We start from the raw sequence: 26674 nt of genomic DNA on the forward strand, positions 1-26674 counted from the left end.
ATTATACAAGTACTGATTAGTACCGAAAAATACGACTACATCGCGCTATTCTCTTTTTTCTTTTTCATCAGACTCCAAATCCGCTGCATCAATGAAGGAGACTCTTCCTCCGGAAACCATTCATCTTCATCCTCGTCACCGTACAACTTAATGCTCATGACCAGGCCGATACAGGCCATGTTAATCAGCAAAGACGTCCCGCCATAACTGATAAATGGCAAAGTAATGCCCGTCAGCGGCATGAGGCCAAGGAATGCGCCTACATTTTCAAACACCTGATAGAGCAACATCCCGATAATGCCCACAATGATAATGGGTCCGGCCCGTTCTTTGCACTCCAGAGCAATCAGTACCATCCGGTGGATGAGGATAAAATACAATAGGATTAGCAGCGAAGCTCCCACAAAACCGAATTCCTCAGCCACCACCACAAAGATCGAATCCGAGTACGTATAAGGCACTCTTCCGCTTTGGACCGAGGTTCCTTCCAAAAATCCTTTGCCCATGATCCCACCTGATCCGATGGCCAGCCCGGCGTTTTTGGTATGCCACATCGCTTTGGCTGTGGCCTTCTCCGGCACAAGCCACGGATCAATCCGTTCAGCCCAGTGCTCACGTTTGATCTTTTCCAGAAAGGCAAATACTTCATCATGATAGAAGGTGTACGATTTGATGAAACCAATAAAGAATGCAGCTACAATCGTAAGCACGATTAACGCATGTTTCAGCTTGATATTACCGATCCATAACACCGCAACCAGGATAATCACATAACCAAGAGCGTTACCCAGATCATTCTGTGCCATAACGAGCGCAAACGGAATAAATGTCCAGAGCCCAATCGGTACCACATCTCTCCAGAACCCCAGCTCTCCACGCTTCCGCTTCACAATGAGATGAGCGAGAAACAGAATGAGGATCATTTTGAACAATTCCGCGGGTTGAAACGAAATCGTTTCGGTGATCTTCAGCCAGCCATTCGCGTTATTCACCTTACTCCCAAGCACATTAGCCAGTATCAGGAAAACAATGCCTACACCATATACCATAAACGCGTATTTTACATACACCTTGTAGTTAATCAAACCAATTCCAATGACAGCGATAAATCCAACGATATAGAAATAGATCGTTTTCACATGATGATTCGCCAGTTTGGGATCAAAACGTGTACCGCTGTAAATGGCAAATATGCTGATAACCATTAACAACAACAAGACAAAAAGAATGATGCCATCCAGCTTTTTTACCATTTTCCACATGATGTTTTAATATCCCCCTAGTCCACACATCGTGCTTTACCAATAATGATCAATATTACCATTGTACCTAATTGGGTGGGAGAATGGAAATCCGGTTTACTTTAAATTTTACAGCTAATTTTACAGCTAATAGCGGTTATTATAGTGGATCATGTTCCTGTATAAAGGTGCCTGTAAAATACAAAAAAACCTTGAAAGTCCATCCCAAGCTGCTGCCGGGAAGAACGGTTCCAAGGTCGATCTGACGTCTTTTCGATATTTCATTTATGATAATTCTTTACAAGCGAGCTTGAATGTAACCATACTGTTAACCTTGATGTCAACGTTCATGTTCACTGTTCCGGTTGTTCCTTCTGCGCAGGTTTGCGTCTGAACAACTTCATTATCAGTTCCGTAATGCTCGGTTGCTCCGCCGATCCAAGAATATCTTCATTCTCTTCCGTGTGTACCTTGATGCTCATGGCGATGCCCATACTGATCATGTTAATGAGCAGTGATGTTCCTCCATAACTAATGAATGGCAAGGTAATACCCGTCAGTGGCATGAGTCCTATAAACGGTCCGATATTGACAAAGACCTGATACAGAATCATCGCAACAATACCTACGATCAAATAAGCCCCTACCCGATCCTTACATTCCAAAGCAATCAAAACAAGCCTATGGATCAGGATGAAGTACAGTAAAAGAAGTACCGATGCTCCAACAAAGCCATACTCTTCACCAATCTGCACAAAAATCGAGTCTGCATAGGCCAGTGGTACCCGATTGGATTGAATGGTCGTTCCTTCCATATACCCTTTGCCGGTAACACCACCGGACCCAATGGCAAGTTTGGCATTATACGTCTGCCACAATACGTCTCTGGACGTCAGTTCAGGCACAAGCCACGGATCAAATCGTTCTGCCCAGTGTGCACGTTTAATATCTTTGAGGAAAGTTGTAATTTCATCATGATAATGAATGTATGCCTGTATGCCAGCGACGATGGCACTTACCGCCAGCACAAAACCAATCAGGGCATGTGAAAACTTGATATTACCGATCCACAATAAACCGATCCAGATAAAAATATAGCTGAGTACCGCACCCAGGTCATTTTGCAGTAACACAAGCAGTAAAGGCGGCAGAATACATAAACTGATTGGAATGACATCTCGCCCAAAAAACAACGGCCTGTGCTTCTTCCTTGCGAGCAGTGTCGATAGCATGACAATAAGACATAGTTTGAATAGCTCCGAAGGCTGGAGACTGATCCCGCCGATCGAAAGCCAGCCCTGGGCTCCGTAGTACTCGTTACCAATAAACAAAACCAGCACTAACAGTAACAGACCCAGCCCATAGATGTATAAATAATTTTTGACGATAAATTTATAGTTGATCATGGACATTCCGAAAAAAACAGCAAAACCCAAAACATAAAATACAATCATGTTTTTGGAGAATCCCTCAACCTTTGGACGACCAAACGTAGTACTGTAAATGGCCATGATACTGATGACCATCAGGATCACCAAAATAAAAACGATGGAGTAGTCGATCTTTTTGAATTTGTGCAGCATGTAATTATGTTCCCCCAAGCATTCAGAAAATCTTCGGCATACCCCATTGTAGAGGATTTCACGGCAAAAAGAAAACTTACGTGCCTTACATTTTTGTCACCTGTTCCGAAGGTCGAACACCCAGGACATGCCGTTCGATTCCGGCAAGGTCAGGAACGATAATAATCTCCGGCCAATGTCCCGCCGATTCCAGCAATGCTGCCACGTCCTGAGCCTGGCCCATGCCCAGCTCAAAACCGACAATCTGCGGCGGCGCAGGCAGCAGCTTCAGCTGCTCCACCATGATGCGGTACGGGGCAAGCCCGTCCGGACCGCCATCCAGCGCGAGGCGCGGCTCATGATCGCGCACCTCCTGCTGCAACCCGGCGATATCTCCCGCCGGGATGTAGGGCGGGTTGGACACCAGGATGTCCAACCGCTCCCCAGCGAACGGAGCAAGCAGATCGCCTTCACGGAAGTCGATCTGTACGCCGTTCGCGGCCGCGTTGCGCGCGGCCACGTGCAGGGCATCCGCCGAGAGATCCCCGGCGGACACCTGCCACTGCGGGCGAAGCGAAGCCATCGTTACCGCGATGGCGCCGCTGCCCGTGCCAATGTCGACGGCGCGCACCGCACCGCCGTCGCCGGCAAACACGCGGTCTGCTGCGCGTAGCACAGCTTCGACCAGTAGCTCGGTCTCCGGCCGCGGAATCAGCACGGCCGGCGTGACCTCGAACGGCAGCCCGTAGAATTCCTGGCTGCCGATAATGTACTGCGCCGGCTCACCCGCAGCCTTGCGCGTGACGGCGTCTTCCCAGAGGCTGCGCAGCCCGCTGGGGAACGGCTCCGGCTGCATCATGTAATACTGGGCGCCATAGACGCCCAGTACATGCTCCAGTAGCAGCCGTGCATTGTTGTGCGGCTCGTACACGCCGCACTTCTCCAAAAAAGAGGAAGCCTCTACGAAGGCTTCCCGGCAACTCTGCTCCGGCGTCATTACAAACTGTCCGCCCGTCACAGATTATTCTCCTCTGTCCATCATCTCGGTCTGCTGAGCAATCGTCAGGGCAGACAAGATATCTTCAATCTCACCGTTCATGATTTGATCGAGCTTGTGCATTGTCAGACCGATGCGGTGATCCGTTACACGGCTCTGCGGGAAGTTGTACGTACGGATCCGCTCACTACGGTCACCCGTTCCCACTTTGCTCTTGCGCTCTACGGAGATTTTCGCTTCTTCTTCCATACGTTTCATATCAAAGATACGTGTACGCAGAACTTGCAACGCTTTTTCTTTGTTGGAGTTCTGGGATTTCCCATCCTGACACGTCGCTACGATACCTGTTGGTACGTGAGTTACCCGTACTGCCGATTTCGTTGTGTTAACCGATTGTCCACCGGCACCACTGGAACAGAACGTATCCACACGAATGTCTTTATCGTGAATTTCGATATCAAAGTCTTCCGCTTCCGGCATCACCGCAACGGTTGAAGTCGATGTATGAATCCGGCCACCGGATTCCGTTGTCGGGATACGTTGTACACGGTGTGCGCCGCTCTCGTATTTCATTTTGCTGTACGCACCGCGTCCGTTGATCATGAATACAACCTCTTTGAACCCACCGAGGTCATTCGTGTTCACGTCCATCAGCTCGACTTTCCAGCCTTGAGCATCCGCATAACGGGTATACATCCGGTACAGATCCGCCGCAAACAATGCCGCTTCATCTCCACCAGCCGCGCCGCGAATTTCCACAATAACGTTTTTGTCGTCATTCGGATCTTTCGGCAGCATGAGTACACGAATCAGATCATCCAGTTCTTTCTGGCGAGCGGACAATTCTTCAATTTCCATTTTGACCATCTCGCGCATCTCGTCATCCAGCTTCTCGCCTTGCATTTCCTTCGCCGCTTCCAAATCCTCGCTTACCTGTTTGTACTCATTGTACGCATCGTATGTCGGCTGAAGATCGGATTGCTCCTTCGAATATTCACGCAGCTTTTTGTTATCACTAGCTACATCCGGGTCACACAAAAGCTCGCTCAGCTTGTCATAACGATCGGCCAATGCCTGCAATTTATCCAACATGTATAGTCACCTCACGTTTTATTTTGTCTTTGTGCATGTCGTCTTCCCTAACGCTGTCACATGCATTATCTGTTTTACATATCTATAATTCAAAATTCCACAAACCACGGGATTCTTCTGAAATCCCCTGACCGCAGCATGTCATTCCAATTCATCATGTGTTAAATGATCGACGTATAACCTCGCTACAACGTCATCAAATCCTTTACTTTTAAAGTGATATAAAGAAATCGCTAACCACCTGAAGCCCTCGTCTGATCTTATCGATTAGATCGAACACTTTATCCTGGTTATACGACTCTTAATTATAGCATATTCTTATGCTCCTGAATAGCAATAGTTCGTGGTGCCAAACATTAAAATTTTTATGCCAAATCAAGACTCTTTCCGATAACCATCGGTATTGAAATCTACATTATCTTTGAAATAAAGTCCATGTATTTTTAAATTGAATGATGGTATTACAACAACATTAAACAGAGCAGTAAACAGAGCATCGCTAGAGCATCTCATCCTCCAACTGCTCCAGCACAACACTCCACCATGTTTCTTCATCAAGCAAACTTACAGGGTCTTTCTCTGTATAAAATAAACGAAGTTGCTTCACCGCTTCACCTCTACCAGATTGCTCGTTTTGCTGTAAACGAGGTTTAAGCTCTCCGCGTCGAAATGCTTCCAGCTTCGCTTCCGCTTGTTCCCGTGTCATGACAGTGGGCTCGTAGGCTTTGGAGTGCTCCTGTACGATTGCTGTGTACCTGCTCAGAAAAGCCAGAAACAGATGGATACTGCTATTTATTACATCATACTCTCCGCTCTGCGCATCGACTCTATACAGTATGCCCGTTACAGATTCCAACCCGAGAATCGCTGTCTCCTCATCCCATTCATAACCGATGGGTAATATCGTTTTGAGATCATCTACTGTCCTCATCAACTCCATATCAGGCAGCGAGTTGAACTTAATCCCAAGTACATTTTCACCGTCCAACGTGAGTTGTGGCAAGCCGGAATGAAGCAGTACCTCCTGCGTTTCTTCGGATAAATTTGCTTTTTCTACTAGTAGAGGATCATATCGAACCAACTGGGACGTATTGTCCAATCTTGCCACCTCCTTGAGCGGTACTTCTTTCTTTTTATTATATCCATCACAAATAAACAATCCAGTGAAAACGTAATCATATCTGCATAAAGCATATCTGTTCTTTTCCCGCTGAATAAAATTGCCAAACAAATTGCCAAATAACAAAAACAGCACTATCCTCCACGAAAGAGAGTAGTGCTGTTCTTTATTTTAACCGGTAAGCCTCAATAGGCCGACCCGTCTTGAATCCTTTTTTAGATTACACGTTGAAACGGAAGTGCATCACGTCGCCGTCATTTACCACGTACTCTTTACCTTCCAGACGCAGTTGACCACGCTCTTTGGCACCGTTCATGGAACCCGCTGCAACCAGATCGTCGTAAGAAACAACTTCTGCACGGATGAATCCACGCTCAAAGTCGGTGTGGATAACACCCGCTGCGCCAGGCGCTTTGGTTCCTTTGCGGATCGTCCACGCACGAACCTCTTGTACACCCGCTGTAAAGTACGTATACAATCCAAGCAACTTATAAGCCGCTTTGATGAGCAAGTTCAACCCGGAATCCTCGATGCCGAGCTCTTCCAGGAACATTTGTTTATCTTCGCCTTCCAGCTCGGAGATTTCTTCCTCCACTTTTGCACTGATCGGCACTACTTCTGCATTTTCGGTAGCTGCAAACTCTCTTACTTTTTGTACATATGCATTGTTGGCTACATCGCCAATTTCGTCTTCTGCCACATTGGCAGCATACAGAACCGGTTTCAGCGTTAACAAGTGCAGATCACGTACAATCAGACGCTCTTCGTCTGTCAGCTCCATGCTGCGTGCGGGCTTGTCTTCATAAAGGACTGCTTTGACTTTCTCCAATACTTCCACTTCTTGAGCAGCCGTTTTGTTGCCGCCCTTCATGTTTTTCTTGGAACGGTCGATTTTTTTCTCAACACTCTCGATATCCGCCAGGATCAACTCCAGGTTAATCGTCTGAATGTCACTTACAGGATCAATCTTGCCATCGACGTGAGTGATGTTCTCGTCTACGAAACAACGTACCACGTGTACAATGGCATCCACTTCACGGATGTGGGCCAGGAACTTGTTACCCAGGCCTTCACCTTTGGAAGCTCCGCGTACCAGACCTGCGATATCAACAAACTCAAATGCGGTAGGCACTGTTTTTTTCGGTACAACGAGTTCTGTCAATTTGTCCAAACGCTCGTCTGGTACTTCTACGATCCCCACGTTCGGGTCAATCGTACAAAATGGATAGTTTGCCGACTCGGCACCTGCTTGTGTAATTGCGTTAAACAATGTGGATTTACCAACGTTCGGCAAACCAACGATCCCTGCTTTCAAAGCCATGTATATGACAACTCCTCATTCATTACTTGTTCGGTATGGATAATCCTAACCATTATATATGACAAACCCCAAGGCATCAAGGAACTTCGCCAATTCGACCAAAGCGCCATTCACTTCCCGAAATCCCCGGTTACTGCGGATGATTCGTTTGCATAGAGGGTACCTTTGTCTTAGATTATCTGCTATTAGGTTTACCCTTTAATTTCTTTGTACATCGTCAAGTCCGTCACTTCATAGCCCATCTTGCGATACAGGCTGCTCGCCCGCTCATTATGTCCAAACACATGTAGCCCAATGCGATCCACTCCAAGACTTCGCGCGGTCTTTTCAAGTGCATCCATGGTTTCTGTGCCGTACCCTTTGCCGCGATATGCTTCTTCCACCACGATATCCAGCAGAAAGGCTTCTTTCCCGTGCCGATTCTCCGTAATGTTAAACCAGAGGTATCCGACAATGCCGTCCACCGGATGCATCAGATTAAACACATATGCCCCTGGCGTATCCAACCCTTCTGGCAGATAACGTTCATACGATTCCTCTGCACGCCCTAGTGCCTCCTCCGGCGCCCATGTTCCTGCTTCTACCTTTTCCTGTGCAAAATCTTCAATTGAACGTCTGCGAAAACTCGCAAATTGTTCTGCTGTCATTGGAGACAGTTCCATGTTGTATCCTCCTCATCTGGATGTGATAACTTAGGTGAGATAATTATGTATATTTGGACACCTGATTCGTTATCTAGTTACCTTTGTAGTTAAATCTCTAATTACTTCAACTCCTCATATTATATCTACCTTATCATACCCCTTTCCGAGTTCCCACTGCTTCACTGTTTCACAATATATTAAAAGCCAACTTTTGAATCAGCTTCTGCGTTTATATCTCTATACGAAAAATTGCCGAATTCCACTCGTATAGAAAGGCGAGCGACCGGCCAAAGTTTCTCGCCCAGAGGTCGATGGATTATCCCATCGGCTTTACCCTTTTCACCTGATTGTACATATTAATAAGTTCATCCAGTACCATCGACTGTTGGATCACCTGAGGGTGAAGAAGCTCGCCGTACTCCGTTTTTATTTGGTGGAGTCTCTCCCTCGCTTCTTCAATCCGCAGTTTGAGTTCGTCCCGCTCCATAACACCCCTCCCTGCTGTATCATTCTAGAACATCCTGCTAATTAGCAGAAATTCAAATAAACTCCAACAGCAAAAACAACAAAAACACCCTTTTCCGAAATACCCTTGGACAATCTACACCAACTGTCTATATAAGGAATTTCAAAACGGAGGATGCATCAGGGTGCAACGCGTCTAAGCTCTTTATGACCTACGGGAAAAGTACTTAGCTGTAATTCGATGTGGCACTCACTCATCTATATTTTTTCTTTACTTTTTGTACCCTTTCAACGTTCCGGACTGTACAATCTCTGTATCTTCTCAATAAGCAACTCGGCGCTAGGCTTGGCCCCTAGTCCAGTGACGACGTACTGCAAATCATCAAACAGGCCTAGACAATCGAGAAGTCCATCTTTATTCATGTTTTCAATCGCAAATTCCATGCCTTGGCGAATATAAGCTACGCCTCTGTCATAGTGGTTATTTCTTAAATAATACGTACCTAACCCTGCAAGCAAAATACCATATTGATCATTGGTGTATTGTTTGCTCATTTTTCCGAAGCGACTGCTCTGTTCCTCGTAAACCAGATGAGATTGATACTGCTCAAGTACATCGTCAATATTGACATTATATCGATTTGCCGCGGTCACTATGGCGCATAATGCAGGAAATATTTCTTTTCTGCGATCAGAGATATACGTTAAATAATCTGGAATCAGCTCTGTTTCACCTGACAGCAATCTAAAATAGTAGTTATTTCCCTCAGACCAATCCTGAAACTGAAGAATCACCATCTGTTCCTCTTCTGTGGGATCTTTAATCCAGCTGTAATCAGCGTATTTGGAGACATACTGAAGCGTTTCTTCATACTTCCCATGTTGATAACTGACCTCAGCAAGAGCAAGATACGAATACAACGCATAATAAACGATCTTCTTTTTGGTCCTGGTCTCTACTTCTCGTAATGTTTTCTTGGCATCATATTGAATAAAAGCTTTAATCTGTAGCTGATCGGCGAATTCTTTCACTTTGTCCCAGCGGCGCAAGGATGCATACACATTGATCAGTTCATTCAGCGCATCAAATTGGTATTGCTCATCAAGACGTTCTACGAACAGTTCGAATCGTGTGGCTAGCGTAAGATTATGAACTTGGTCATTCGAAAGTCCTATCGAAAACAGACGATATTGGCATAAAGCCAGACGTTCCGAATGTTGCAATTTCTCACTTTCAGCGACACAGCGATAGAGCGGTTTACAAGCCTCCATCTTTCCTTCGTTATGCAACTGCTCTGCCAGCTCAAACAACAGAGGTACGTAAGAAAGGTTATCCATCACATAGTTCACCGCTGTCTCCATATGTGGTATATGGCCTAGTTCTGCACAACGATATAGAAAAGGTCTGAGCCTTCTCCAATCCAGAGTAGAGTCTACTAAATACTCATGTATGTATTGTTCATATAATTCGCCTTCAGGCATCCCAATGCCAGCCGTAATGCGATCCAATTGATTTAAGCCTATGGGACGATTCCCTTTCAACGTGCCGCTCAATGTCCCGGAATTCACGCCAGAAATCTCGGAAAAGCGATTGATGGTCATTCGATTCCTTTTTAAAAAATGTTCTAAATGGTCACGAATAGTAGCTTTTTCGCTCAACAGGATACCACCTTCCCAAGAAATGAAGATCAATGCGATCATACAATATTCTAGCAAGAAGCATCAATATTTTACTTGTAAATATTTTACTTTAATATGCAAAAAAACCGCCCCATTTTAGTTGAGCGATCTTTTTGTGGCGTAATATTATTCAGTACGATTCCAAACTCCAGCCATTGTGATGCATTCCTCAGTCTGCCAAATTACACACTTTTCTGAAGGAAACGTCCTAAAGCAGTCCCCATTAACCCAAAAAGATAAGCACAGACGATGCTTATTAAGGCAAACATACATCGGACGGAAAATCCAGAACGTACCTGATCCCATAAGCAGGTCCAGCCCAAACGATGGAAGCAGGTACAAACATTATGGCTACCTTCAAATAATACCCTGCACTGAGCAAGATCGCCCCGTTAACCAAAAGAGCGTAGATCGCAGTGCAAACTTGCTCCTCTTGTTCTTCATACCCAAAACAAACCATACAATTCCCGCACTCCATACAGAGAGCAACTATCGGTTACAACCTTAGCGCTAATTTCATTCCTACATTGAGCGACCAGCGAGCGCGAACGTGTACCTCACCTCACGAATTCTAACGATCACCAGCGACGCTATTTGCCCCGTTTTGGTCACTTTGAAATTCTAACGATCACCAGGGAGCTTATTTACTTGAAAAGTCACGTTTTTCGCCAGATTTCGGAGGTTTTCGCACAAATAGCGCTTGTGGTGATCGTTAGATTCGTAAACACTTCAAAAAGCGCCAAATAAGCTTCTGTGAGATCGTTAGCATATTTAAATACAATTCAAAATTGGAATCTAGCTTGTTTTCTACAAGAACAACATTCAATTACACTGCATATGCGCATATGACTCTCTACTCGCCAACATGTTCACTTTAAAGCTGATCATGACTACATCCACTTTCGAAAAGTGTACACTAAAATTAAAAGCGCCTTCTTTGCATTAAAAGTAGTTGCAACAACAAACCAACTTTCTTGAAAGAGGACGCACCTTATATCTTATGCTGCTTCAAACTTTAAGGGATGTATGCAACCATTCATTTATTTTGTTTTCTTCAAGAGGTTGTGAATGATCACCGCCGCCTCCTGCCTCGTCAACTGCTTTTTGGGCATAAACTTTTGGCCTGGATATCCCTTCATCACAGATTCTTGTGTGACCAAATTAATCCCATTTCTCGCCCAACTGGAGATCATTGCGTTGTCCTCATACATTGTAAAGGATGACAGCACATAACCTTGTTTCTTCATCACATTCTCAATCATGCTCGAAGCTTGTTCTCTTGTGACGTTTGCATCAGGTCTTAGCGTACCATCACTGAACCCTTTAAGAATACCATGCTGCAGCGAAGGAATAATTTCATTATAATACCAACTCTCCCTATGCACGTCGGTAAATTCATTGTTATAAGGAGTAATTGCATTGTATCCAAGGGCTCTTTGTAGAAAGATAGCAAACTCAGCCCTTGTCACCTTTTGGTTCGCACCAAACGTTCCATCCGAATAACCTTTTACAATCCCCTTCTGTGCCAGTTCAAGGATGGCTTCCCTTCCATAACTTGTAGCGATATCAGTAAAGCCAACATTAGCAGGTTGATTTCCCTGATTAGAAGGCACAATCTGAGTATCAATAGTCACACTTTCGCTCTTTACAGATGCCGTACTCGGACTCGAATAAGGAGCAGGGTAAGAATAAGGATATGCATAAGGATTATAGTATGGATTGTAGTATGGGGGCACATCATAATTATTCCCGTATACTGTTGCTCCCCTTCCGTCCGGAGGTGTCGTCACAGCAACGGTCTGTTTTCCGATAACCTCTTCTGATCCGTCAGGCTTAACATGAACAGCAATGATATTATATTCATAATATTTGTTTGTCTCAACGCCTGTTTCACTGAATTGCAATCGGCCATTAACTGCAGTAACCATACCTTCATCCCGTGCTTCTCCAGTAGCCGTGTTCAGATAAGTTTTGCGATAAACCCCGTTCCCTAAAGGAACATACTTGGTCTGCGGATTCCGCTCCACATAATGAATTGCCCCTTCAATCGGCTGATAGTCGAACGCAATCGTTGCATTCGGTGCATTCACTGGAGAAACATTCATTGGTAAAGGCACACCTGCTGTCTGCACCTCAAGAATGCCGGATTCAATTCTCCCATATTTATTGCTGGCTACAATGTGATACGTATATATTCTTCCTGGCTGAAGGGTATACGCCATCATGGTATTCGAGTGACCAGACCAAACTTTGTTCACCCGATCCTGATAAACCTCATACTGAGTTGCACCTTCAACCATGTTCCATTGCAGATCTATTCTGTCATCGTATATCCGATTCACTTTTAATTTAATCTGACCTTTCGGAGCAACGTCCTCGGTCACCTTAGGCATCTTAACCTTTTGGATAGCTGGAGAACTCTCGTTGTTTCCACTTTTCGCCAAAACCTTGTAAGTATACGTGCCATCTGGTGTCAAATTCACATCCTCGTACGACGTTGATTTGGTCACCGCCAAAGGCAGATCATTACGTGTGATGACATACTCTGTTGCTTTGTCTACCGCACGCCATGAAAGTCTAACTTTGGTTGAATCAAGAGCTTCGGCCTGGAAGTCGGGTGGATAAGGAAGGTATATCGTATTCGCAACCTTATGCACCTTTTCCTCACCATACACATCACCCTTGCGAGCAACGATCGTATATGTATGCCCCGAATTTATATTTACACCAACATCTAAAAACTCCAAAAGAGGCCCTTCATAGATCATTTTCCCATCACGTTTCAGTACGTATGATTCGGCACCCTCTACCGACTTCCATACTAAATACAAGTCATTACCTATCTCTTTCGCTTCGAAATATCCTGGTTTACCTAATACAACTTTCGGGGGCACAGGCTCCCCATTCGCCAAAGTCGGAATAACATAAGGATCTTCATCCGTACCTTGACCTTTATACTCACCGTTGTACTTTAATATCGCTTTATATTTAAAGTTTTGTAACGTTCCTGCCGCGACATTGCTCATATGACCCTCTGGAAATGTAAGTGGGTCAGAAGCAGTCTCTGTAAAAACAACTCCCTGATTACCTGATTTTCCAAATGCGCTCTCATATGTACTCGGATCAGCCAAAGCCAGGCTGGACACCACTCGATTCGTATCATTAGAATCACTTAATACGATACCTGTATATTTTTCCATATCATCTTTGGTAACGATGCCCATAGGGGAAGAGAAACTGTAATTGTACTCGCCATTGTCATACGCGTTAGCTGTCCACGACAATAGGTGAAAAGGAGCTAATTTATCTGCCCTCATCTTAACCATTTCATAACCGAGACTATCCGGGTTTGTATTGGAGTAACTTTCCACTCTCCATACTGCCGCCTCGCCCTGAACATCGATATATTTTGAAACGATATTTTGAGAGATCAATGTTTGATCATCAACAAGATACCATTTACCGAATTGTTTCAGATCAACCACAGACCCAAAAGCTGCTTTCGAATCTCCTAATGTATAAGCATCCACAGCAGGTGGTGTAACGATAAATTCCAGGGACTCTGTTTGAGACGGATTGGCTTGACCTGCCCATGTGAGGCGAATGATATTTTTCTCCCCCGGTTTCAGGCCGCTGATCCGCGCACTTGAACTTGTTTGCCCTTGTAATTCTGTACTTTTAACATCATTGACGTAAACCTCAGCCTGCTCAATGCCATTGAATTTGTAAAATAAACTCATACTATTTGCGTTGAAAAGCCCCCAGTTAACATATGTAAATCCCTCTTTGATCACCTGGTCTAATTGGCCGGAAAGTTTACCTGTAAAGTCGATTCTACCAGCATCATCATATACAGGTTCTGGCTCCTTTAACCTGACAAAGAGTACCTCCTGTTCACCATAATACATGCCGTCATAGCCCAAAACTCCAATCCTGTATGTATAGCCGGGGGTAGCTCTGGTAATTGTATAAGATCGATCCGGGATGAATCCTTTGCTATCCCGATTAATCAATAATCCATAATTTACTGCTCCAGGAACCTTATCCCATGTTATCGTTATCGAGTTATCCGTTGAGGTTACCGTTACTTTGGGCTTTGGTAGAACGGTTCGAGTCGTCGTTTCACTTATTGTTTCTGGTGACGAAGATAGCACAGAAGTAGCGTGCTGGATCGATTCGTTCTTTTCGCTGGAGCGGGAAGTCTCGACAGTAAAATGAGAAGAGTTTGTATTCATCCCCGTAGCCAAGTTTGCATTAGCTGTCCCTTCTCCCCAAATCAGCGCATTTCCTAGCAAAAATTGTGCAGCTAACATAACACTTAACAATCTCTTCAATTTCATAGTATGTATCCCCTCTTAGCATTAAACTATGTCTCGCATTACATCAAAGTCTTTGGTTTACTATTGGTGTTACTTTATTCTTACGATGAGTTACACTCGTGTCAAAATCACTCTCTTGATACGTTGAATTGGCTATCGCCTCCCTCAAAAATAAAGATCCATAGTAAACACATCTGAATATATAAGCCATTAATCCTCCAAAATGATACATATTACCTATTAATCATAAGCTGTAATAGATTAACAGACAATAAAAAATTATACTTTGAGTTAAAGGGAACTTCCCCAGTAACATTACTTTTTCTTTTCTCCCAGACGGAAGGAAAATCAGCAACATATACTTTCTTTTTAATGAAACAAAAAAACTCAAGCTCTGGTGTGGAGCTCGAGTTTTTGTTTCATTAAATACTATTAATTTGTTGTTTGTTAGCAACTCTAAACTCATTAACAAACATTCATCAGCGGTGCTGTTTCGGCTCGGGTTACATTTTTGATTCAATGTTGGTGGGAACGCATTCATCTCTCCCCTATACAAGCACGGCTTCTGGTGAGAGCGCAATACTGTACCTCACCTCACGAATTCTAACGATCACCAGCGACGCTATTTGCCCCTTTTTGGTCACTTTGAAATTCTAACGATCACCAGGGAGCTTATTTACTTAAAAAGTCACGTTTTTAGCCCAGTTTTGCGGGTTTTCGCACAAATAGCGCTTGTGGTGATCGTTAGATTCCTAAACACTTTAAAAAGCGCCAAATAAGCTTCTGTGAGATCGTTAGAGCTTTTGGAGCGATACCGATACCGATGCTGCCAGTCCGCCGCTCACTAACCTTCGATTCACCACTCTGACTGCTCGGCATCCGCATGTCCATGCTCCCCAACATCCTCTTTCCAGTCCGGCCCGGTATCTCCTGCAACACCGATTTTAAAGCGTCACGCAGTCGGCTGAGTGCTGGGACGGTGCTGACAACCATCATCCATTGGATAGCATGTAGCGCGCAGCTCCCAGCACAGGGTGCATCGCTTCATGACAAGGTGGTCAGCCACATTTCGATTGCCTTTGTAACATTAAAACGCGTCCCAACGGGGCTACTAGCACCGTCCGTCACCCAACTTCACCAAGATTTACCGCCGCTCAACCAGACGTTCTGTCTGTTTCACCTCTGCGATGCTACCTGCGCCAATGCCAAACATGACGGTGCGCAGTTCGAATTCGACCTGCTCTAGCCGCTCGGACAGCGCCTCGTCGGAGGTGACAGCGGATTCGAGCAAGGAGCGGCCGAAGCCTGCGAGGTCAGCACCCAGTGCCAGTGCTTTGGCAGCATCTACGCCAGTGTATAGTCCGCCGCTACCGATCAGCGCTCCATCAGGGTTCAGTGCGCGCACATCCTGGATGCATTCGGCTGTCGGAATGCCCCAGTCGGCAAAAGCTTCAGCAGCCGCCCGGCGTACCGGGTTATTGTTGCGATACTTCTCCACCTGTACCCAGCTTGTCCCGCCCGCGCCAGCCACATCGATGAATGCTACGCCTGCTTCGTACAGTCGCTGTGCCGTCACGCCATCGATACCAAAACCCACTTCCTTGACACCGACAGGCACGTCCAATTCACGGCACAATGTCTCGATCCGCTGGTACAGACCACTGAAGTTTGTATTGCCTTCAGGCTGGAATACTTCCTGCAACGTGTTCAGATGCAGCACGAGCAGATCCGCGCCGGCGATATCCACGGCACGCTGGAAATCAGCCGTGCTGAAGCCATAGTTCAGCTGAACCGCGCCCAGGTTCGCGATGACCGGGATGTCCGGTGCCCAGCGGCGGACATCAAACGTGCTCGCGAGTTCCGGCTGCTCCACGGCAGCCCGGATCGAGCCTACGCCGAGCGCCCAGCCTCTGGCGTTCGCTACCCGTGCCAGTCGCTCATTGATGGCGCCTGTGGTCTTGCTTCCACCCGTCATCGAACTGATGAGCAAGGGTGTGCGCATTTTTTTGCCAAGGAACGAAGTGTCCAGACGCACCTCTTCAAAATCCAGCTCCGGTAACGGATGATGACGAAATGCATACTTCTCCAGTCCGCTCGTTATGCCTTCTCCTGCCACATTCTCCTCCAGACAGAGGCGCACGTGCTCCAGCTTCCGTTCTCCCGTTGCCACTTCGGGTAGCAGCCGTCTGCCGGCTCGCTCTTGTTCGTTCATGATGAGACCTCCTATGTGAGAATGATGTGCAGGGTAGGCTCGCCTGCGTTGTTTTGCTTCCTGCTCCCTACCCTATGTTAAGTTGCTCCGTACCCCTTGTTAACTATGTAAATGCGGTGCAATGGACTGGGTAGAATCACTCACCGTTCTATCCACTCACACCTATCCAATATATCATCCTGTGTCGTTAACCACTGAGCTTATCCATTCGGTTCTTAGATAAAACCTATAAGGTTACGCCCATCAATGGACAACTCCATCCAGTATACCGTTCCTCTCAATCTAATGAAAGGACACTCCAAAACCCCGTGATCTCAATCAATACCTTATCAGGGGTTCGGAGCAACTATATGCTTCATTGAAGTCCAGGAGCACTATACTGCATTATTGGACTTCATAGCACTTGTTCTGACTCAGTCATATATCAGGGTACTTATTCATCTCATTTAGAGTCTTGTAGCACCACTCGGTCCACCTCATTAACTTCATCGAGTTCCATCGCACCATGTCCTCCACGCACTTACTCTACCTCCCCAGCTCCGTTGCAAGTCGCTCACCTACAAGCTGCCCAGACAGCGTAACAACCGGAGTTCCGCCTCCAGGGTGGGTTGTGCCGCCGACGTACCAGAGTCCTTGAACATCTTTGCTCTGATTGCCTGGTCGCATGAAGGTTTGTTTTACCGAATTGGAGGAAATGCCATAGATCGACCCTTGATGAGCAAGCGTATCCTGTTCGATCTGTTGTGGTGTATAACAAATTAACACTTCCGATTGTTTCAATCCGCCAATACCACGCGCCTCCAATTGTTCCAGCACGAACTCACCATAGCGATATTTCTGCTCTTCCCATTTCCACGCTTGAGACAAATACGGAGCGTTCACCAGAATAAACAGATTGCTGGCCCCTTCCGGAGCCATGCCTGCTTCGGAGTAACCGGAGTAACAGATGTATATCGTTGGATCGGAGGGCATCCTGCGGTCACGGAAAATATCATCAAACTCCGGCTTGTACTGCTCTGGGAAAAAGACCGTGTGATGCAACAACTGATCGTACTTTCTGCGCACTCCCGCCAGGGTTACGAATCCTGAGATGGAAGGTTCATACTTTGCAATCCGGGCATCACTCATTCGTTTCCGATGCTCCGGCGCGAGCAGCAACCTGTTTACACTAAGCACATCTCCATTGGCCACGACCTGCTCCGCCTCCAGAAAGCCCCGATCCGTATCCACACCAACCACCTTACCGTGCCGAACCGTGATCTGATGCACTTCTACCCCCGTTAGAATCTGCACACCTTTTTCCTGCGCAAGTCGGGTCATGCCTTCAATTAGCTGATACGTTCCGCCTGTGACCCCGTAGATGCCTACCTCTGCTTCCACATGACCCATCATGGCAAATATAGAAGGCGACAGATACGGAGACGATCCTACATACGTGGCATATCGCCCAAACATGGCGAGTGTGTGTGGATGGCTGAAATACTTGCGTAGCAGCTTATCCAACTTAACTGTAGGCCGTACACGAAGCAGACTTTGCAGCATCTGAAGGTTGTATTTGTCAGACGGATTCAGCAGCAACTTGCCGAGAAAATGACGATTCGCCTCCGCATACAATGCGGCAGATTCATCCATAAAGGCATCATAACGCAAGGCGTCCTCTGGACTGTACGCAGCAATCTGCTCCTTCATCCAGCCACGGTTTTTGGACAGATCGACCACAGTACCATCCGCAAAAATATTACGCGTCCGAGGTTCCAGCTCGTACAGTTGTACATAGTTCTCCATCACTACGCCTGCCTGATCAAAAACCGAGCGAAACGCATCCGGCATCGTAATCGTGCTCGGCCCGCGGTCAAAATGATACCCGTTCTGCTCGATCTGCTGCAACTTGCCACCTACATGCGCCTGACGCTCAAGAATGGTTACCCGCAAGCCCGCCGTAGCAAGGCGAATCGCACAGGACAGACCGCCGAAGCCTGCTCCGATAATAATGACATCCTGTTTTAACTTCCCGTTTGAGGCCTCCGCTTGGTGCTGGTTGTGCATTTCAGTTCCTTTTTCCAGCGGTGTACCTGTACCTGTACCTGTACCTGTACCTGTACTACCTCCCCTGGCACCCTGACCTGTCTCTGTATGTTTAACTATTTCTGTACCGTTGTCTCTCTCTGTATCTTCTGAACCGTCACCATTTCCATTCTCCTGTACACTCCGCATCAGCTATACCGCCTGCCTTTCCATACATACCCTTTACCCGATCGCCCCGCCTGCCAAGAAGCCAGACCAATCGAAATGACACACGCCATGCTGATCGGTTGAAAAAGAGCCAGCCACCACGGCTGACCTCCCACATGATCGGATACTCGTTTTACAGCCATGCCAAGCAACATGCCTATGAAACCATACAGAATCGAGGTGTCATTTCCCGTAACCAGGCCTACAACGAACCCCAGCGGCGGCACAATATACATTACAAAATACATCAGCATCGTACCCAGCAGCAAGACGTCTTTGCGCCCCATGCCTTCGTACATATTTTTCTTATACCCGTTCCACACCTCTGCACCGTTCTGATACATCCGCGTACTCGTGACATCATGGACATCCGCTAGCATCACGGGATGACCGGCACGTTTCACCGCTTTGGCGAGACTCATGTCGTCCACCAGATGTCCTTGAATCGCTGCATGACCGCCGGACGCTTCATAACTTGTTCGATGAATAAGCAAAAAAGCCCCCGTAGCGGCGACAAACATCGGACTGGCCGATCTGCGTATCATAAAAATAGGCAAATGGCTGATGATCGTAAACACCATCATCGGCACGACAAGCTTTTCCATCCAGGTCTTCGCAACCTGATACGGAAATCCCGTAACCAGACCGCCTCCCTGCGCATAGCCCGCAGCAAGTGTCTGCCGAATGGCATCCGGCTTAACCCGAACGTCCGCATCCACGAACATAAACCATTCCCCCTGCGCTTCCTGAACCAATCGGTGACAGGCGTGGGATTTCCCCATCCAGCCCGCAGGTAGCTCCGTACCACGAAGCAGGCGTACGCGTGAATCGTGCTCGGCAATCGCCTGAACCAAAGCGGCGGTTTCATCTTCGGAGCGGTCGTCCAGTACCAGCACTTCCATACGAAACCCCTTCGTATCGCTGGCAAGCACACTTTCCAAACATGCTTCAATATGTATTCGTTCATTTCGCGCGGGAATCAATACCGAAACAAGCTGATCAGGTGGTTGAATGCTTTTTTTACGGAATGAACGGACTTTTGGCAGGCAGGCGGCATTCCATATTGCAAACAAAAACTGCACAAGCAGCCATCCAACCAGACACATCCACACAATTTCAGATGTATTCATACTCTCATTCATGTTATCGGTTCACCCGCTTTCTTGCCCCATCGTATTTTTCGCTAGTGGAGCGCATGCCCCGAATCAGAGGCTGTGCATCTGGCAGACTTCCTTGTCCAAGCCTAATCAACGTTGCTCTATGATCATTCAGTTGTTGCTCCAGCACATGTCCCAGCCGATGAGCAATCTCTTCACTTTTCCACGTTTTCCAATCTTCCACGATTGGCGGGCCAGCCTTCATTGAGATTTCCGGCAGGTCATGCTGAACCATGCCATGACATAAGGTGACGGGCACCGCAATAGCCTGCGGAAAACGACGAAGCACGAGTCCTATGCCCGGACGAAACTGTATCGGCCGAGCCTCCTGGTGCAGAATTTCACCCTGCGGGAATATCCAGACCCTTTTGCCAGCAGCCAGCAACTCATTCGTATATTGCAACGATGTCCGCACACCCGATGCACTGTCCTTGTGGATGGAATACGCCCCGAGTTTGCGAAAAAAAGCATACTGCCGAAGCTGTCGCTCCTCCATCATCACATAATGATCCCCGCGCGAAGTTTGCTTCGCCGCATGATACAGCAGCAGACCATCCCACCACGAGCTGTGGTTCATGAAATAGACAACGGGCTGATCCGCTGCCATAGGTAGCATCCCGTCCACGCCATTACGATCTGCCATTTGCGGATCAAGTGAACCTGAAAGCGTAAACGAACGAAAACGTCTGCGCAGCAGGTAATAATGATTGTATAGCGCGAAGACCCGGTCAAACGCTTTCGACTTTACGGCGCGAATCATACAGCCAGCTCCCCTCGGCAAGCAGCACACCTGCAATGGCTATGATGAAACTGCCTGTTATGCCTTCTTTTAGCGCAAGCAGGCCGAACAGAAGGATAAACAGTTGGTACAACCATTTTGCCCGCAGTAGGGAACGTCGGTCCTTCGGCATGGCCGGCAAAAAGAGAGACAGAAATGCTCCCATAATGAACCAGCTGATGTAGTTTGTCCACGGAACACCGTAGAACCCGCCTGGAGCCTGCCATTCCCAAAATCCCCTTGCATGAGCTACCGGGTCAAGAACGAAATCCAGCACAATTGCCCAGAAACCGGTTTTGAGGGCTCGCACCAGCTTCCCGCCCCAAGTTGATCCGCCACCGCTGATCAAAGCCGAATTACCAACTACCGCAATCCATGCGAATCCAAGTGTCACCGGTACACTAAACAGATGGACACCGAAGAAGTCAGAATAGGCGTACTCGCCAAAAGGCCAGTGTGTATGTACACCGATCCACTCTACACCCATCCCGCCCAGCCAGATGATAAAGGAAGATATCCAGAGTCCTGAACGTAACCATTTGACTGACTGGTCGGACAGATCAGATCGGCGATGTTGCTTCTGATAGATAAGATCCAGTACATAAAGTGCGTAAAACACCAGAAAGAGTCCATTGGAAAAAGATAACGCCTCAGGCACACCAATCGTAAGCATCAGGATGGCACCAATGGCGTACCATACCCAGTACACCCACTGAACCATCAGGATACCGCCGTTCGGGAAGCTTGATAGGCCAGCATCGGATACCGTTCCACAATCGCGCCCAGCATCTCCAGTTTCAATTCATCGCTGACATACGCTCGTTTCGTGTACACATCGTAGTCGTTACGCTCCACGGCGTGCAGGATGGTTGAGTAAAAAGCTGCGGCTAACTCAATCGAAAAGGCACTTTCAACCGGATAGGTGTCCAGACGATCCATGCCGATCCGGAACCAGTTCAGCGCTGCCGCTTTCAGATCCTGAATGATGGCGATAAATCGTTCATCGACAATGCCGTCTTCCCAGTCCTGCTCGGAGTAACCGTGTCTCTCCATGATCTCCAGTGGAACATAACGGCGCATTCTGGCCCGGTCTTCGCCCACATCACGAATAATATTCACAATCTGCATGCCTTTCCCCAGCGCAATCCCGTTCATCGCCACTTCCGCTCCGTTATCATTCCGCAGCACAGGCAGCAGCATTTCACCTACGGTTCCGGCAACCAGATAACAATAGTGTTCCAGCTCTTCCAGCGTTGTATAATGGGTCACTTCCAGATCGGTCAGTTGTCCTTCCATCTGACGGAAAAATGGGCCTTTGTCCAAGTGAGGGAAGCTGCTAAACAGCCATCTCAGTGCCGGCCAGATAAAATGTCCCTCCGCTTCTTCGAGGTTTTCAAATAAATCATGAATCTCATGGATCGTATATATTGATTGTTCAGGCTCATCCACACTGTCATCAATCATACGGCAAAACGCATAGATGACATACACCGCTTCGCGGCGGGGACTTGGCAGGCCTTTAAATGCCTGATAAAAAGACGAGGAGCCCTTCTGCATCAACTCTTCACACCTGCTCAAAATTGCTTCGTTCATTTCCCCATCTCCTTCATGAGTTGATTGACAGCCATCCTAGCGCCTTGCATAACGATGGGCACGCCACCTCCTGGATGTACCGAAGCCCCGGCAGCGTATAAGCCTTGTATCTTTGGAAACGGCTTGGGCTGCGGGCGATACACACCCGACTGAAACAAGACAGGTGCAATGCCGAAACTTCCTCCACCATAAAGACCATCATGCGCGGCGTCAGCAGGTGTACGTAACTTTTTCCATTGCAACGCTGCACGGAGTCCCGGGAATCCACGTTCTTCTGCTTCTTCCAGCACACGTTCTGCCAGCGCTTCACTCTCTTGTTCCCAGTTCACGCCTTCTGCGTCCGGTACCGGAATGAGGAAATATAGCACGCTTTGTCCCGCAGGTGCAGCTGTTTCGTCCACTGCAACCGGATTGAAGACATAAAACGAAGGTTTAGCCGGAATACGGCGCTCGTTGAAGACTTCGCGTAAACTGCCATCCAGGCTTGGTGGCAAGAAAAACTGATGCGTTGTGGCATCCTCCCACCTTTTATCTACTCCGGCGTAGATCAGTACACACCCCGATGAAGGGCGATATGGCCTCCGTTTAACGGGTGCTTCTGGCACTTGTTTCAGCAGTCCGCTCAAGTTCGGAAAATCCCCGTTATAGACCACGGCATCCACCTTTTCAGCACCGTCAGCCGTTTCAATCCCCTCGCATATTCCATGGCTGATCTTCAGTCCAGTGACTTCCGTGTTCAGCTTGATCTTGCCGCCACGTGAGAGCAGTTCCTGCTCCAGAATAGCGGGCAGAGCCGCGTAACCGCCCTTCACCATCCAGATGCCATATTCGTGCTCGGCGTAAGGAAGCAATGAATAAATCCCCGGTGTGCCAAAGGGCGATCCACCGATATACAAGCTTTGCAGCGAATACGCATCGAGCAATTCTTCATGTTCAAAATAATCCCCTACAGCCTTCCGCACACTCTTGTGTGCACGCAGCTTGCCCATAAGCGACATGAGCGAAGGGGTGAAGAAGTCCCTTTTGCGCGGAAACATCTGTTCCAGAAACGCTGCCCGTCCTGCGGGGAACAACGTGTCCATATCCTTCATAAACCTGTTGAAGCCTCGGCCTTCTCCCGGGAATAACCGTTCAATCTCGGCCGTCTGCTCCGCCCGATCTGTCTTCTTGGTCATGACACGTCCACTGTGATAATGCACCCGGTATAACGGATCACAGCGCAGCAACTCGACTTTGGAGCGATCGACACCGGCCTCTTCCAAAATGCCAAGCAACATCTCGGGCAGGAGGACAATGGTTGGCCCCTGATCAATCCGGTATTGTCCTTCCTGTTCAAAAGCTATCCGTCCGCCTACGCGAGAGCCTCGCTCGTACACGGTAACATCCCATCCCTGACGGTTCAGCAGCAACGCTGAGGTAAGCCCTCCAATCCCAGCACCTACAACAGCAGCCCGCTTCATGATTGTCCTCCGGCTTGGGCAGTCTTCACGTAGGAGGATGGCTTGGTACGTCTTCGTGCATCCTCTTCCTGAATCAATCTGACACTGATTCGCGCTGATTCAAAAATGGTCGGCAAGCCGCTACCCGGATGGGTTCCTCCACCCACCAGCCACACGCGTTCCAATTCCTCGAACTGATTGTGCGGTCTGAGATACATCATCTGGCCCAGATTATGTGCCATATTGAATGTAGCTCCCTGGTATACATCCAGCTCATTTTGCCAATCCAGCGGTGTGAACAGCTTGCATTCTTCAATCCGGCCGCGGATATCTGCCAGCTCTGGGATTACTTCGAGCCGCTTCAACATATCTTCCTGCACCTTCGCTCGTTCAACTTCCCAATCGATGTCTCCTGTAAGGTTCGGTGTTGGCATCAGCACATAAAGTGCAGATTTTCCTGCCGGAGCGAGTGTCGGATCGAGCCTGGATGGGTTATGAACATATAGAGACGGGTCTGCCGATAATATTTTGTGTTTCGTAATTTCGTCCACATTTACCCGGTAGTCTTCTGGAAAATAGATTGAGTGATGTGGCAGATCGATCTCGCCATCTACACCCAGATACAACATCGCTGTGGAACAGGAATATTTTTTCTGTTTCATTTTTTCCGGTGTATATTTTTTAAGTACGCCAGGTTCGAACAGATGGTTCACTGCATGGGCAAAATCGGCATTGAGCACGACATGGTCTGCTTCGATTCGTTCGCCGTTTTCAAGCAGTACGCCTTCGGCGTGACCATTACGAACAATAACCTGTTTCACCGGTGTACTGGTGTGAATACGTCCGCCGTACTCTTCTACGACATCCGCCATCGCCTGAAATACCCGATTCACGCCGCCGATCGGATGAAACAGTCCATATTGGTGTTCGATAAACGACAAGATCGTAAACGTTCCGGGACAATCCCATGCAGACATCCCTAAATATTTGGACTGGAATGTAAACGCCCAGCGCAGACGTTCGTCGGTAAAGTACCGGGAAAGAATGCCGTAAACGGTATTATTTATATCAAGTTTAGGGAGAGCCGTAATCGCATCTTTACGTAAATAATCGGTGAGCTTGCCAAACGGACGGCGGAGCAGTGGCATCACTTTGCCAAACTTCACTTCTTCGTCCCGCATGTACCGGAGGTAATTCTCTTCATTGCCGGGGAACAGCTCTTTGATCTGTGCTGCTGTATCCTCCCGATTGCGTGAAGGCGTGAACACCTTATCTCCAAAGTTCAAAGCGTACAGCGGGGTCAGTTCTTTCATCTCTACATAATCCGACAGCTTGCGTCCGACCACATCAAACATCTCTTCAATCAGTTGAGGCATCATCAAAAAGGTAGCCCCGCGGTCAAACTTGTATTCACCAAGCTCCAGACGGGAAGAACGCCCGCCAATGGTTGGCTGTTTCTCGTACACATCAACCTCATATCCCTGACCGGACAGTAACATGGCTGCTGCAAGCCCACCCGGGCCTGCGCCAATGACGGCTGCACGTTTGCGTTGTTGATTCGGTATCATGCCACTCACCTTTCTATGTAGGACTATCTCTAGTTCTCAAGCCCCTAACCTATTATTAAACCGCAATGAAACACTTTAATCGGGTAAACTCAAAAACATTATACAAATCGTGTACAAATATTATACGACAAGTAAAACATAAAATGACCCGCGGGTCAAATTAATGTTTTTTTAGGTGTTGCACGACCTGAGCAATATACAAAAAACATCCCTTGATCTTGGATCAAAGGATGTCCTATATGAATCTATTCCAGTGTCATTCTCTTTATGTTCGCCGCTAACCGCTCACGTGCTCGGCACCTGGTGGCCGATCCGTAAAATACTCCCGTTCAATCCAGGACTGCCAGTCTGCCGAATCTTCAGGCATAATCCATTCCGGGTGACGAGCGTGCTTCGCACGTTCAAACCCTTTGCCGCCCAGCACAAAACGGATATGAGGGAACTCGTCCCGAATTCGGTCAATCAGCTGATCACAAGGTTCCACAAGTCCGGGGCTCGTAATCGAAAGACAGACCAGTTTGATTTTCTGCTCGCGGAGAATCGGAAATACCCCTTCTTCCGGCGTATTGGCCCCGAGATACAGGACTTCCGCTCCATTTTTGCGCATAAATAAAGAGAACAACAATAAACCAACCTGATGATGTTCCCCTTCCGGACAGAGAGCAAGAACTTTGGGCAGATGCGGATAGATCGGGAACAGATGGAAAAACTGATAAAACCGCTGGGAGATCAACTGCGTCATGAAATGTTCCTGCGCTACCGTTGCACGTCCTGCTTCCCATGCGTCTCCAACCCGAACCAGGATCGGTACGAGTACATGGTAAAACATGCTGTCATATCCGTACATCGTGAAACCAAAATCAATCAAACCGTTGGCACGCTCGCCCTGAAAATGATAAAGAGAGTCATAGATCTGATCGGCCATCTGTGCATGAGCTTCTTCCATCACGGGTACTGGGGGCACCATCGGCACAGCTGAAGAAGAATCAGGCCTTTTAGCTTTCCTGATCTTCAACATGCGTACAGCCTCGGAGATATTGGCCTGATGCTGATCAATCTGCTCCTTTAGCCAGCGCAGATCCGCTACATTCTCTTCCGTGTACATGCGATAACCCGACTCTGTCCGCTCAGGGGTAACTGCATCGTAACGATTTTCCCAAGCCCGGAGCGTGACCGCCTGAATGCCCAGCATGGCAGCGACTTGTTTGATGGAATACACGTGATTACCTACTTTCTCTCCATAAACGTTCTACA

At 47.5% G+C, this 26674-nt stretch carries 21 protein-coding genes; all 21 read right to left on the minus strand.

The window, feature by feature from the left end:
* Positions 1-35: 35 nt before the first annotated feature.
* A complete protein-coding gene (locus tag AC1VYS_RS26060) occupies positions 36-1262 on the minus strand; it encodes an FtsW/RodA/SpoVE family cell cycle protein (RefSeq protein WP_482912027.1) in 1227 nt (408 codons plus the stop codon).
* A gap of 332 nt (positions 1263-1594) precedes the next feature.
* A complete protein-coding gene (locus tag AC1VYS_RS26065; RefSeq protein WP_482912028.1) occupies positions 1595-2824 on the minus strand; it encodes an FtsW/RodA/SpoVE family cell cycle protein in 1230 nt (409 codons plus the stop codon).
* Positions 2825-2909: 85 nt separating this feature from the next.
* Complete coding sequence (gene prmC, locus AC1VYS_RS26070) at positions 2910-3800, minus strand: peptide chain release factor N(5)-glutamine methyltransferase (RefSeq protein WP_482915130.1); 891 nt, start codon at positions 3798-3800, stop codon at positions 2910-2912.
* Between the two features lie 24 nt (positions 3801-3824).
* Positions 3825-4892, minus strand: coding sequence for a peptide chain release factor 1 (gene prfA / locus AC1VYS_RS26075; protein ID WP_123065296.1), 1068 nt, complete (start codon positions 4890-4892; stop codon positions 3825-3827).
* Positions 4893-5391: 499 nt separating this feature from the next.
* A complete protein-coding gene (locus tag AC1VYS_RS26080) occupies positions 5392-5991 on the minus strand; it encodes an SUKH-4 family immunity protein (protein ID WP_482912029.1) in 600 nt (199 codons plus the stop codon).
* A 241-nt stretch (positions 5992-6232) separates the two neighbouring features.
* Positions 6233-7333, minus strand: a complete 1101-nt coding sequence (gene ychF / locus AC1VYS_RS26085) for a redox-regulated ATPase YchF (protein ID WP_482912030.1) — start codon at positions 7331-7333, stop codon at positions 6233-6235.
* A gap of 191 nt (positions 7334-7524) precedes the next feature.
* Positions 7525-7995 (minus strand): GNAT family N-acetyltransferase, encoded by a 471-nt coding sequence (locus AC1VYS_RS26090; protein ID WP_482912031.1) that lies wholly within the window; start codon positions 7993-7995, stop codon positions 7525-7527.
* A 298-nt stretch (positions 7996-8293) separates the two neighbouring features.
* Positions 8294-8464 carry an aspartyl-phosphate phosphatase Spo0E family protein gene (locus tag AC1VYS_RS26095; protein WP_482912032.1) on the minus strand — a complete coding sequence of 57 codons (171 nt, stop codon included), beginning with the start codon at positions 8462-8464 and terminating at the stop codon, positions 8294-8296.
* 266 nt (positions 8465-8730) lie between these two features.
* A complete protein-coding gene (locus tag AC1VYS_RS26100; protein ID WP_482912033.1) occupies positions 8731-10101 on the minus strand; it encodes a helix-turn-helix domain-containing protein in 1371 nt (456 codons plus the stop codon).
* 277 nt (positions 10102-10378) lie between these two features.
* Positions 10379-10600: a hypothetical protein gene (locus AC1VYS_RS26105; protein ID WP_482934432.1), complete on the minus strand. Its 222-nt coding sequence runs from the start codon at positions 10598-10600 to the stop codon at positions 10379-10381.
* A gap of 562 nt (positions 10601-11162) precedes the next feature.
* On the minus strand, positions 11163-14462 hold the full coding sequence (locus AC1VYS_RS26110) for an S-layer homology domain-containing protein (RefSeq protein WP_482912035.1): 3300 nt from the start codon (positions 14460-14462) through the stop codon (positions 11163-11165).
* A 723-nt stretch (positions 14463-15185) separates the two neighbouring features.
* Entirely contained in the window at positions 15186-15332 is a 147-nt protein-coding gene (locus AC1VYS_RS26115; protein WP_482912036.1) for a hypothetical protein, read from the minus strand.
* 253 nt (positions 15333-15585) lie between these two features.
* Positions 15586-16653 (minus strand): type 2 isopentenyl-diphosphate Delta-isomerase, encoded by a 1068-nt coding sequence (gene fni / locus AC1VYS_RS26120; RefSeq protein WP_482912037.1) that lies wholly within the window; start codon positions 16651-16653, stop codon positions 15586-15588.
* 525 nt (positions 16654-17178) lie between these two features.
* The gene (locus AC1VYS_RS26125; RefSeq protein ID WP_482915131.1) at positions 17179-18699 is read right to left on the minus strand and encodes a phytoene desaturase family protein; all 1521 of its coding nucleotides are present in this window, start codon (positions 18697-18699) and stop codon (positions 17179-17181) included.
* Positions 18700-18866: 167 nt separating this feature from the next.
* Positions 18867-20027: a glycosyltransferase family 2 protein gene (locus AC1VYS_RS26130; RefSeq protein ID WP_482934433.1), complete on the minus strand. Its 1161-nt coding sequence runs from the start codon at positions 20025-20027 to the stop codon at positions 18867-18869.
* Position 20028: 1 nt separating this feature from the next.
* On the minus strand, positions 20029-20802 hold the full coding sequence (locus tag AC1VYS_RS26135) for a lysophospholipid acyltransferase family protein (protein ID WP_482912039.1): 774 nt from the start codon (positions 20800-20802) through the stop codon (positions 20029-20031).
* Positions 20771-21541, minus strand: a complete 771-nt coding sequence (locus AC1VYS_RS26140; RefSeq protein ID WP_482912040.1) for a carotenoid biosynthesis protein — start codon at positions 21539-21541, stop codon at positions 20771-20773. Before AC1VYS_RS26140 ends, AC1VYS_RS26135 begins: the two co-directional genes overlap by 32 nt.
* Positions 21541-22413 (minus strand): phytoene/squalene synthase family protein, encoded by an 873-nt coding sequence (locus AC1VYS_RS26145; RefSeq protein ID WP_482912041.1) that lies wholly within the window; start codon positions 22411-22413, stop codon positions 21541-21543. Before AC1VYS_RS26145 ends, AC1VYS_RS26140 begins: the two co-directional genes overlap by 1 nt.
* Positions 22410-23873 carry a phytoene desaturase family protein gene (locus AC1VYS_RS26150; protein WP_482912042.1) on the minus strand — a complete coding sequence of 488 codons (1464 nt, stop codon included), beginning with the start codon at positions 23871-23873 and terminating at the stop codon, positions 22410-22412. Before AC1VYS_RS26150 ends, AC1VYS_RS26145 begins: the two co-directional genes overlap by 4 nt.
* A complete protein-coding gene (locus AC1VYS_RS26155; protein WP_482912043.1) occupies positions 23870-25420 on the minus strand; it encodes a phytoene desaturase family protein in 1551 nt (516 codons plus the stop codon). Before AC1VYS_RS26155 ends, AC1VYS_RS26150 begins: the two co-directional genes overlap by 4 nt.
* A gap of 277 nt (positions 25421-25697) precedes the next feature.
* A complete protein-coding gene (locus tag AC1VYS_RS26160; RefSeq protein WP_482912044.1) occupies positions 25698-26639 on the minus strand; it encodes a MerR family transcriptional regulator in 942 nt (313 codons plus the stop codon).
* Positions 26640-26674: the final 35 nt, after the last annotated feature.

It is taken from the genome of Paenibacillus sp. G34, from assembly GCF_056856875.1.